The sequence below is a fragment of the Streptomyces sp. WG7 genome (assembly GCF_049975785.1).
Classification (GTDB): domain Bacteria; phylum Actinomycetota; class Actinomycetes; order Streptomycetales; family Streptomycetaceae; genus Streptomyces.
Map to the genome: position 1 here is coordinate 1 of NZ_JBNGGE010000088.1, position 12,246 is coordinate 12,246.

2 protein-coding genes are annotated in these 12,246 nt (G+C 75.6%); both read left to right on the forward strand.

From position 1 onward, the window contains the following. The coding region (locus ACP4J0_RS37785) for an SDR family NAD(P)-dependent oxidoreductase (RefSeq protein ID WP_426603859.1) at nucleotides 1–2,571 on the forward strand (2,571 nt) is incomplete at its 5' end. Nucleotides 2,572–2,622: 51 nt separating this feature from the next. After that, nucleotides 2,623–12,246: type I polyketide synthase (locus ACP4J0_RS37790; protein WP_426603861.1), on the forward strand; the 9,624-nt coding region annotated here is incomplete at its 3' end.

The window sequence follows — 12,246 nt, forward strand, 5'->3', positions numbered from 1 at the left end:
GAGTGGGTGTCGGGTCCGGAGCTGGACGGCGGTTACTGGTTCCGGAATCTGCGCCAGACGGTGGAGTTGGAGCAGGCGGTCCGCACACTCCTGGAGCAGGGTTTCGGGGTCTTCATCGAGTCCAGCCCGCATCCTGTCCTGGCGGTCGGCCTTGAGGAGACGGTTGAGGATGCGGGCCGGGAGGCCGCCGTCCTGGGTTCGCTGCGTCGTGACGAGGGCGGGTTGGAGCGGTTCTGGCTGTCGCTGGGTGAGGCCTACGTCCACGGTGCGTCGGTGGACTGGCAGGCGGTCTTCGCCGGGACCGGTGCGCAGCGCGTGGACCTGCCCACCTACGCCTTCCAGTCGCAGCGGTTCTGGCCCGAGATCGCCCCGGCGCCCGCCCCCGAGGCGCCCGTGGAGAACGGGATCGACGCCCGCTTCTGGGAGGCCGTCGAACGCGAGGACCTCGAGACGATCACCTCTGAGCTCTCCGTCGACGCCGACCAGCCGCTGACCGCGCTCCTTCCGGCGCTGTCCTCGTGGCGTCGGCAGAGCCGCGAGCAGTCGACCGTCGACGGCTGGCGCTACCGCGTGACGTGGAAGCCGGTGCCCGAGCCGGCCGTCGCCCGCCTCACCGGGACGTGGCTGCTGGCCGTCCCCGACACGCTCACCGGCCCGGACGAGCAGTGGGCCGCCGCCGTCGAGCGCACGCTCACCGACCGCGGGGCGCAGGTGCGCACCGTGCGCGTCGAGCACGGCACGGCCGACCGCAAACGGTTGGCGGCGGCGCTTCAGGCCGCACTCGACGACACCGCGCCCGGCGGCGTCCTCTCCCTCCTCGCCCTCGGCGGAACCGACGCGCTGCTGCGCGAGCACCCAGGAGTGCTCGCAACCGCCGCCCTGGTCCAGGCACTCGGTGACGCCGAGGTAGCCGCGCCTCTGTGGTGCGTCACCCGGGGCGCGGTCGCCACCGGCCGCTCCGAGGCGGTGACCGATCCCGCCCAGGCACTGGTCTGGGGCTTCGGCCGGACGGCCGCCCTGGAGCACCCCGACCGCTGGGGAGGTCTCGTCGACCTGCCCGGCACGGACACGGCGGACGACCGTGCGCTCACCCGCCTCGCCGGCCTGCTGGCAGGGGACGGCGCGGAGGACCAGGTCGCGGTCCGGGCCTCCGGCGTCTTCGTGCGCCGGCTGGCCCACGCGCCCGGCGCCGGCGCGCCCGCAGGAAAGGCATGGAACCCCCACGGCACGGTGCTGGTCACCGGCGGCACGGGCGCGCTCGGCGGGCACGTCGCGCGCTGGCTCGCGGGCAACGGCGCCGAGCACCTGGTGCTGACGAGCCGCCGGGGCATCGAGGCACCGGGGGCCGCCGAGCTGCGCGACGAACTGACCGCGCTGGGTGCCGAGGTGACCGTGGCGGCCTGCGACGTCACCGACCGGGACGCCCTCGCCCTGCTCCTCGGCACCGTCCCCGCGAACCGGCCCCTGACCGCCGTCGTCCACACCGCCGGTGTGCTCGACGACGGTGTCATCGACGCGCTTACGCCCGAGCGGTTCGCGACCGTCCTCGCCCCCAAGGCGGAGGCGGCGCTCGCCCTGCACGAACTCACCCGGGACCTGGACCTGTCCGCGTTCGTGCTCTTCTCCGGGGTCGCCGGCGCGCTCGGCGACGGCGGGCAGGGCAACTACGCGGCGGCCAACGCCTATCTGGACGCCCTCGCGGAGCAGCGGCACGCCGAGGGGCTTGCCGCGACGTCCGTGGCATGGGGCCGGTGGGGCGACAGCGGACTGGCGGCGGGCGGCGCGATCGGCGAGCGCCTCGACCGCGGCGGCGTGCCCGCGATGGCGCCCCGCTCCGCGATCCACGCGCTCCAGCAGGCCCTCGACCTGGGCGACGTGACCGTCGCCGTCGCCGACATCCAGTGGGAGCGGTTCGCCCCCGGCCACACCGCCGTGCGGCCGAGCCCGTTCCTGGCCGACCTGCCCGCGGTGCGGCGGCTGGCGGAGGCGTCCCGGTCCGGGCGGGCGGACGGTGATCCGGCCGGTGCCGGCCTCTCTCCGGCGGAGGCGCTGCGCCGCCGCCTGGAGGTCATGCCCCGGGCCGAACAGGGCCTGGCCGTCGCGGAGCTGGTCCGTACCCACGCGGCGGCGGCCCTCGGCCACCAGAACACGGACGAGGTCGGCGCGCAGCGCGCGTTCAAGGAACTCGGCTTCGACTCCCTCATCGCGCTGGAACTGCGCAACCGGCTGAACGCCGCGACCGGACTGCGGCTCCCGGCCACCCTCGTCTTCGACCACCCGACCCCGGCCGCCCTGGCCGACTGCCTGCTCGGCGAGATCGTCCCGGACGGCGGCACCGGCGCCGCCCCCGGCATCGCGGAACTCGAGAAGCTGGAGTCCGCCCTGTCCGTGCTCGACCCGGACAACGCGGACACCCCGACCCGTACCGGCATCGCGCTGCGTCTGCAGGCCCTCCTGGCGAAGTGGGGTGAACCGCACACCGATTCCCGTGGCGAGGCCGTCACCGAAAAGCTCCAAGAGGCCACGCCCGACGAGCTCTTCGCCTTCATCGACAAGGAGCTCGGAATTTAAGCAGGCGGACAGCAGGCAGCAGCACAGCGGCGCGAAGGTGTGACGAGAAGCATGGGTGAGGTTCCAATGGCAGATCAGGACAAGATCCTCGGCTATCTGAAGCGGGTGACGGCCGATCTGCACCAGACCCGGCAGCGGCTCCGCGAGGTCGAGTCGGCGGAGCCGGAGCCGATCGCGATCGTCGGCATGAGCTGCAGGTTCCCCGGCGGCATCACGACGCCGGAGGGCCTGTGGGACCTGGTCGCCCAGGGCCGCGACGCCATCACCCACTTCCCGTCCGACCGCGGCTGGGACATGGACTCGCTGTACGACGCCGACCCCGGCCAGGAAGGCACCAGCTACACCCGCGAGGGCGGATTCCTCGACGGCGTCGGGGAGTTCGACGCCGCGTTCTTCGGGATCAGCCCTCGCGAGACCCTCGGCATGGACCCCCAGCAGCGGCTGCTGCTGGAGACGGCCTGGGAGACCTTCGAGCGGGCCGGGGTCGACCCGGATACCCTGCGCGGCAGCAAGGCCGGTGTGTTCGTCGGCACCAACGGCCAGGACTATCCCGAGATGCTGCACGACGTCCCCAAGGGCGTCGAGGGATACCTGATGACCGGCAACGCCGCCAGCGTCATCTCCGGCCGCCTGTCCTACACCTTCGGTCTCGAGGGCCCCGCGGTCACCGTCGACACCGCCTGCTCCGCCTCGCTCGTCGCCCTGCACCTGGCCGTCCAGGCGCTGCGAAACGACGAGTGCACGATCGCCCTCGCGGGCGGCGTCACCGTCATGTCGAGTCCGCGCGCCTTCATCCAGTTCAGCCGGCAGCGCGGGCTCGCCCCCGACGGCCGCTGCAAGCCCTTCGCCGACGGCGCCGACGGCACGGGCTGGGGCGAGGGCGTCGGCATGCTGCTCGTCGAGCGACTGTCGGACGCCCGCCGCAACGGCCACCCGGTGCTCGCGGTCGTCCGCGGCTCCGCCATCAACCAGGACGGCGCCAGCAACGGCCTCACGGCCCCCAACGGCCCGTCCCAGCAGCGCGTCATCCGCCAGGCGCTGACCAACGCCGGGCTCAGCCCCGCGCAGGTCGACGTCGTCGAGGCGCACGGCACCGGCACCACCCTCGGAGACCCCATCGAGGCCCAGGCGATCCTCGCCACCTACGGCCAGAACCGTCCCGACGGGCGTCCGCTGTGGCTGGGCTCGGTCAAGTCCAACATTGGTCACACGCAGGCCGCCGCCGGTGTCGCGGGCATCATCAAGATGGTGCAGGCGATCCGGCACGGCGTCCTGCCCAAGTCGCTGCACATCGACGAGCCCTCCACCAATGTCGACTGGACCTCCGGCGACGTCGCGCTGCTCACCGAGTCGGTGCCGTGGCCCGAGACCGGGCAGCTGCGCCGCGCCGGCATCTCCTCGTTCGGCGTCAGCGGCACCAACGCCCACACCGTCATCGAGGAGGCCCCGCGAGCCGACGAGCCGCAGGAGCCCGCGGCCGAGGACGCCGCCCCCGCGGCCGACGCCGTGCAGGGCGCCGAGGGCCCGGTGCCGCTGCTGCTGTCCGGCCACGGCGAGACCGCCCTGCGCGCCCAGGCGGAGCGGCTCGCCACCCACCTGCGCACCCACCCCGAGCCGGCCACCGACGCCGCGGGCCTGACCGACCTCGGCTTCTCGCTCGCCACGAGCCGCGCGGCCCTGGACCGCCGGGCCGTGCTGTTCGCCGCCGACCGCGGCGCCCTGCTCGCCGGCCTCGACCGGCTCGCCGACCCCGCCGGCGCCGAGCAGCCCGCGGAAGCCGTCCTCGGCACGGCGGGCGAGGGCAAGACCGCGTTCCTCTTCACCGGCCAGGGCAGCCAGCGCCCCGGCATGGGCCGCGAACTGTACGCGACCCACCCGGGCTTCGCCCGCGCCCTGGACGAGGTCCGCGACGCACTCGACCCGCACCTCGACATCCCCCTGTACGACGTGCTGTTCGCGCCGCAGGACACCCCGCGCGCCGCCCTGCTGGACCAGACCGCCTACGCGCAGACCGCGCTGTTCGCCGTCGAGGTCGCCCTGTTCCGCCAGCTCGAACAGTGGGGCGTCACCCCCGACTTCCTCATCGGCCACTCCATCGGCGAACTGGCCGCCGCCCACGTGTCCGGCGTCCTCGACCTGCCCGACGCGGCCCGCCTGGTCGCGGCCCGCGGCCGGCTGATGCAGGCACTGCCCACCGGCGGCGCCATGATCGCCGTCGAGGCCACAGAGGAGGAAGTGGCGCCGCTGCTCACCGGCCGGGTCGGCATCGCCGCCGTCAACGGCCCGCGCTCCGTCGTCGTCTCCGGCGAGGAGGACGCCGCCGAGGCGGTCGCCGCCGAACTGCGCGCCCAGGGCCGCAGGACCAAGCGCCTGACGGTCAGCCACGCCTTCCACTCCCCGCTGATGGACGGCATGCTGGAGGCGTTCCGCGAGGTCGCCGGGACCGTCGGCTACCGGCCGCCCGTCATCCCGATCATCTCCAACCTCACCGGCGCCTCCGTCACCGCCGACGAGATCGGCTCCGCCGACTACTGGGTCCGCCACGTCCGCGAGGCCGTCCGTTTCCACGACGGCGTGCGCCGGCTGGCCGCGCAGGGCGTCACCGCCTTCGTCGAGGTCGGCCCCGGGGGAGTGCTGACCGCCCTCGCCCAGGAGTGCGTCGACGACCAGGACGCCGCCTTCATCCCCGTGCTGCGCGCCGACCGCGCCGAACCGGCCGCCCTCGCCGGCGCCGTCGCACAGGCCCACGTCCACGGTGTCGCCGTCGACTGGCGGGCCGTGTTCGCCGGGCGCGGGGCCACCCGCGTGGACCTTCCCACGTACGCCTTCCAGCGCGAGCTGTTCTGGCCCGAGCAGCCCACGGCCTGGGCGGGCGACGTCACCGCCGTCGGCATCGGCTCCGCCGACCACCCGCTGCTGGGCGCGGCCATCGCCCTGGCCGGCGGCGACGGCCACCTGTTCACCGGCCGCCTCTCGCTCGCCACGCACCCCTGGCTCGCCGACCACACGGTGCTGGACACCGTGCTGCTGCCCGGCACCGCCATGGTGGAACTCGCCCTGCAGGCCGGCGACCACACCGGCTGCCCCCTGCTGGACGAACTCACCCTGGAGGCGCCGCTGGCGCTGCCCCCGCACGGCGGAGTGCAGATCCAGCTCGCCGTCGGCGCGCCGGACAGCGAGGGACGCCGCGCGCTGACCCTGCACTCGCGTCCCGAGGACGCCGCCGACGACACCTGGGGCGAGGGCGCCTGGATCCGCCACGCCACCGGTGTCCTCGCCCCCGCCGCGCCGGGCGTCACCGCGCCCGCCGCCGACCTCGCCAGCTGGCCGCCCGCGGGCGCCGACGAGGTCGTCGTCGACGGCCTGTACGACTACCTGACGGAGTCCGGCTTCGCCTACGGTCCCGTCTTCCAGGGGCTGACCGCCGCGTGGCAGCGCGGCGACGAGGTGTTCGCCGAGGTCCGCCTGCCGCAGCAGGCGCACGCCGAGGCCGGCCTGTTCGGTGTGCACCCCGCGCTCCTCGACGCCGCCCTGCACGCCGTCGGCATCGGCTCGCTCCTGGAGGACACCGAGCACGGCAGGCTCCCGTTCTCCTGGAGCGGTGTCGCCCTGCACGCCGTCGGCGCCCGCGCCCTGCGGGTACGGCTCGCGCCCGCGGGCAACGACACCGTCTCGGTCGCCCTCGCCGACGAGACCGGCGCCCCCGTCGCCTTCGTGGACGGGCTGCTGCTGCGGCCGGTCTCGCCCGAGCAGGTGCACGCCGCGCGCATGGCCTTCCACGAGTCGCTGTTCCGCGTCGAGTGGACGGGTCTGCCCGCCCCCGCAGCCACCACCGTCGCCGCCGGCCAGTGGACCGTGCTGGGCGCGGCGGGCGGCGCGTTCACGACCGCGCTGCCCACCGCCGCCGTCCACGCCGACCTCGACGCGCTCGGCGCCGCCCTGGCGTCCGGCGGGCCCGTCCCGCAGGCCGTCGTCGTGCCCTTCGGCGACGCCGAACCGACCGTGCTCGACGCCGAACTGCCGGGCGCCGTCCGCACCGCCCTGCACGACGCCCTCGCGCTCGCCCAGGCCTGGCTCGCCGACGACCGCTTCGCCGCCTCCCGCCTGGTGTTCGTCACCCGCGGTGCCGTCGCCACCACCGCCGGCGCCGACGTCGCCGACCTCGTCCACGCCCCGCTGTGGGGCATGCTGCGCTCCGCCCAGTCCGAGCACCCCGACCGCTTCGTCCTGGCCGACCTGGACGGCCGCGAGGAGTCCCTGCGGGCCCTGCCCGGCGCGCTCGCGCTCGCCACCGCCGAACCCCAGCTCGCCGTCCGCGACGGCAAGGTCCTCGTGCCCCGCTTGACGCGGGCCGCCGCCACGCCGGAGCAGCAGGCGCCCGCCCTCGACCCGGACGGCACCGCCCTCGTCACCGGCGCCACCGGCACCCTCGGCGGCCTTGTCGCCCGCCACCTCGTGGCCCGGCACGGCATACGCCACCTGCTGCTGACCAGCCGCCGCGGCGAAGCCGGCGCCGGCGCCGCCGAACTCCTCGCCGACCTGCGCGCCCTGGGCGCCGAGGTGACGCTGGCCGCCTGCGACGCCGCCGACCGCGACGCGCTGGCCGCGCTGCTGGCGACCGTACCCGCCGACCGGCCCCTGACCGCCGTCGTGCACACCGCGGGCGTCCTCGACGACGGCACCCTCGAAGCGCTCACCCCCGAGCGCGTCGACCGCGTCCTGCCCGCCAAGGTCGACGCCGCCGTGCACCTGCACGAGCTGACCCGCGACAGCGACCTCGCCGCGTTCGTCCTGTTCTCCGCCGCCGCGGGCACCCTCGGCGGCCCCGGCCAGGCCAACTACGCCGCCGCCAACGCCTTCCTCGACGCGCTCGCCCACCGCCGCCACGCCGAGGGGCTGCCCGCCACCGCGCTCGCCTGGGGCCTGTGGGCCGAACGCAGCGGCATGACCGCCGACCTCGCCGACACCGACGTGGAGCGGATCTCCCGCGCCGGCGTGGCCGCGCTCTCCTCCGAGCAGGGTCTGGCGCTGCTCGACACCGCCCGCGCCGTCGGCGGGCCCACCGCCGTCCCCATGCACCTGGACCTGGCATCCCTGCGCCAGGCCGACGCGAGCATGGTGCCCGCCCTGCTGCGCGGCCTGGTCCGCCCCGCGGCCCGCCGTGCCACCGACACCGCCGAGGCCGCCCCGGCCGGCGGGCTCGCCGGCCGGCTCCTGCCGCTGACCCCCGCCGAACGCGACCGCCTCCTGCTGGACACCGTCCGCGTCCAGGTCGCCGCCGTCCTCGGCTTCCCCGGCCCGGAGGCCGTCGACCCGGCACGCGCCTTCAAGGAACTCGGCTTCGACTCGCTGACCGCCGTCGAACTGCGCAACCGCCTCGGCTCGGCGACCGGCGTGCGCCTGCCCGCCACGCTCGTCTTCGACTACCCCACCCCGAACGCGCTCGTCGCGTTCCTGCGCACCGAACTCCTCGGCTACGGCGCCGACTCCGCCCCGGTCGCGGCCGTCACCACCGCCACCGCGACCGACGACGAGCCGATCGCCATCGTCGGCATGAGCTGCCGCTATCCGGGCGGTGTCACCACCCCCGACGAGCTGTGGCAGCTCGTCGCCGGCTCGGTCGACGCCATCACCCCGTTCCCCACCGACCGCGGCTGGAACCTCGCCGCGCTCTACGACGCCGACCCCGGACGGGCGGGCACCAGCTACACCCGCGAGGGCGGCTTCCTCCACGACGCCGCCGACTTCGACCCGGACTTCTTCGGCATCAACCCGCGCGAAGCCCTCGCCATGGACCCGCACCAGCGGCTGCTGCTGGAGACGTCCTGGGAGGCCTTCGAGCGCGCCGGCATCGACCCCACGTCGATGCGCGGCAGCCGCACCGGCGTCTACGCCGGCGTCATGTACCACGACTACCTGACCCGGCTGGCCGCCCTGCCCGAAGGCCTGGAGGGCTACCTCGGCACCGGCACCGCGGGCAGCGTCGCCTCCGGCCGCGTCTCCTACACCCTCGGCCTGGAGGGCCCGGCCGTCACCGTCGACACCGCCTGCTCGTCCTCGCTGGTCGCCCTGCACCTGGCCGTCCAGGCGCTGCGCAGCGGCGAGTGCGACATGGCGCTGGCCGGCGGTGTCACGGTCATGTCGACCCCCGACACCTTCATCGACTTCAGCCGCCAGCGCGGCCTGTCCACCAACGGCCGCTGCAAGTCCTTCTCCGCCGACGCAGACGGCACCGGCTGGGCCGAGGGCGCCGGCATGGTCCTCGTCGAACGGCTCTCCGACGCCCGCCGCAACGGCCACCGCGTCCTCGCCGTCGTCCGCGGCACCGCCGTCAACCAGGACGGCGCCAGCAACGGCCTCACCGCGCCCAACGGGCCCTCGCAGCAGCGCGTCATCCGCGCCGCACTGGCCGGCGCCGGTCTGACGACCGCCGACGTCGACGCCGTCGAGGCGCACGGCACCGGCACCACGCTGGGCGACCCGATCGAGGCGCAGGCCCTGCTCGCCACCTACGGCCAGGGCCGCGCCGCGGACCAGCCGCTGCGCCTGGGCTCCATCAAGTCCAACATCGGCCACACCCAGGCCGCCGCCGGCGCGGCCGGCATCATCAAGATGGTCCTCGCGATGCGGCACGGCGTCCTGCCGCAGTCCCTGCACATCGGTGAGCCGTCCCCGCACATCGACTGGTCCGCCGGCGCCGTCTCCCTGCTGACGGAGGCCGAGCCCTGGCCGGCCACGGACCGCCCCCGCCGTGCGGGCATCTCCTCCTTCGGCGTGAGCGGCACCAACGCGCACGTCATCATCGAGGAGCCCCCCGCCGACACGCCGGACGACACCACCCGTCCCGTCCCGGCGGCCGGCGACGACACGGCCGTCCCCGCGACCGTCCCGCTGCCCTTCGTGCTGTCCGGCCGGACCCCCGCCGCGCTGCGCGCCCAGGCCGGCCGGCTCGCTGCCCACCTCGCCGACCGGCCCGACGAGGCCCCCGCCGACGTGGCGCTGTCGCTGGCCACCACCCGCGCCGCCCTGGACCGCAGGGCCGCCGTCGTCGCCCACGACCGCGACGGGCTGCTGGCCGGCCTCGCCGCGCTCGCCGGGGGCCAGGACGGCCCTCACGTTGTCCGGCACACCGTCGCCGACGGCAGGACCGCGATCCTGTTCACCGGCCAGGGCAGCCAGCGCCCCGGCATGGGCCGCGAACTGCACGACACCTACGCCGTGTTCGCTGCCGCGCTGGACGCGGTGTGCGAGGAGTTCGCCCCGTACCTCGAACGCCCGCTGAAGGACGTGCTGTTCGCGTCCGACGGCGACGACCTCGACCGCACCGCCTACACCCAGCCCGCCCTGTTCGCCCTGGAGACCGCCCTCTACCGGCTCGTCGAGTCCTGGGGCATCCGCCCCGACTACGTCGCCGGCCACTCCATCGGCGAGATCACCGCGGCCCACGTCGCCGGTGTCCTCACCCTCCCCGACGCGGCCCGGCTCGTCGCCGCCCGCGGCCGGCTCATGCAGGCCCTCCCCGAGAGCGGCGCCATGATCGCCCTGGCCGCCGCCGAGGACGAGGTGCTGCCGCTGCTCGCCGCCCACGAGGACCGGATCGGCATCGCCGCCGTCAACGCCGCCGACGCCGTCGTCATCTCCGGCGAGGAAACCCTCGCCCTGGAGATCGCCGCCGAGTTCGAGCGCCGCGGCCGCCGCACCCGGCGCCTGACCGTCAGCCACGCCTTCCACTCCCCGCTCATGGACGGCATGCTCGACGACTTCCGCGAGGTCGCCGAGTCCCTCACCTACCACCGGGCGACCATCCCCGTCGTCACGAACCTCACCGGGCGGCTCGCCGGCGACGAACTGCGCACCGCCGGCCACTGGGTCGCGCACGTCCGCGAGGCCGTCCGCTTCCTCGACGGCATCCGCACCCTGGACGCCGAACACGTCACCACCTACCTCGAACTCGGCCCGCAGGGCGTGCTGTCCGGCCTCGGCCGCGACTGCCTCCCCGAGACCGCCGACCCCGCCGACGCCCCCGTCTTCCTGCCGGCCCTGCGCCGCGACCGCGGCGAGGCCGAGGCCCTGACCACCGCCCTGGCCGCCGCCCACACCCGCGGTGTCTCCGTCGACTGGGCCGCCTACTTCACCGGCATCGGCACCGGCGCCCGCCGCACCGACCTGCCCACCTACGCCTTCCAGCGGGAACGGTTCTGGCTGGAGACCCCCGCCGGATTCGTCGGCGACGTCGAGTCCGCCGGTCTGGGCGCCGCCCACCACCCGCTGCTCGGCGCCGCCGTCGCCCTCGCCGACGGCGAAGGGTTCCTGCTCACCGGCCGGCTCTCCCTCGACACCCACCCCTGGCTCGCCGACCACGCCGTCATGGGCTCCGTCCTCCTGCCCGGCACCGCCTTCGTCGAACTCGCCGTCCGGGCGGGCGACCAGGCCGGCTGCGACCTGCTGGAAGAGCTCACCCTCGAAGCCCCCCTCGTCCTCGCGCCCGGCGCCGTCGTCCGCATCCAGATCGCCGTCGGCGCCCCCGACGCGACCGGCCGCCGCGCCCTGGACGTGTGGTCCACCGACCACGACGCCCCCGCGGACGAGCCGTGGACCCGGCACGCCACCGGCGTGCTCGCCGACGGAGCACCCGCCCCCGCATTCGACCTCGGCGAATGGCCGCCGCCGGGCGCCGAGGCCGTCGGCGTGGACGGCCTGTACGAGCACATCGGCCAAGGCGGATTCGCCTACGGCCCGCTCTTCCAGGGCCTGCGCGCTGCATGGCTGTCCGGCGACGACGTCTACGCCGAAGTCGCCCTGCCCGACGACCGGCAGAGCGAGGCCGCCCGCTTCGGCCTCCACCCGGCACTGCTCGACGCCGCCCTGCACGGCACCTTCGTCCAGCCCGCCCCCGACGGCGACCGCCCCGGCCGGCTGCCCTTCTCCTGGCGGCAGGTGTCCCTGCACGCCGCCGGCGCCTCCGCACTGCGCGTCCACCTCACCAGCAGCGGCGAGGACACCCTCTCCCTGCACCTCGCCGACACCACCGGCGCCCCCGTCGCCACCGTCGGCAGCCTCATGGTGCGGCCCGTCTCCGCCGACCGCATCGGCAGCGCCCACCCCGCCCACCACGAGTCCTTGTACCGCATCGACTGGGCCACCCTGCCCCTGCCCGCCGACGCCCCCGCCGTCACCGCGCCGTGGGCCAGCGTCGGGCCGGACGCGCTGGACGTCCCCGGCGTCGACACCACCGCGCACAGCGGCCTCGACGCCCTCACCGCCGCCCTCGAGACGGCCGGCGCCCCCGCGCCCGCGTACGTCCTCGCCCACCTCGCCCGCGACGCGTCCCCTGAAGCCGCCGCCCTCGCCGGCAGCGTGCACACCGCCGCGCACCAGGCACTCGCCCTGGTCAAGGACTGGCTCGCCGACGACCGGCTCGCCGCCTCCCGCCTGGTGCTCGTCACCCGGGGCGCCGTCGCCACCCAGAGCGACTGGGACGTGGCCGACCTGGCCCACGCACCCGTGTGGGGCCTGGTCCGCACCGCGCAGTCGGAGCACCCCGTCCGGTTCGTCCTCGTCGATCTCGACGGCGACCCTGCCTCCGTCCAGGCGCTCCCCGCGGCCCTCGCCACCGGCGAACCCCAGTTCGCGATCCGCCGCGGCACCGTCCACGTGCCCCGCCTGGCCCGGGTC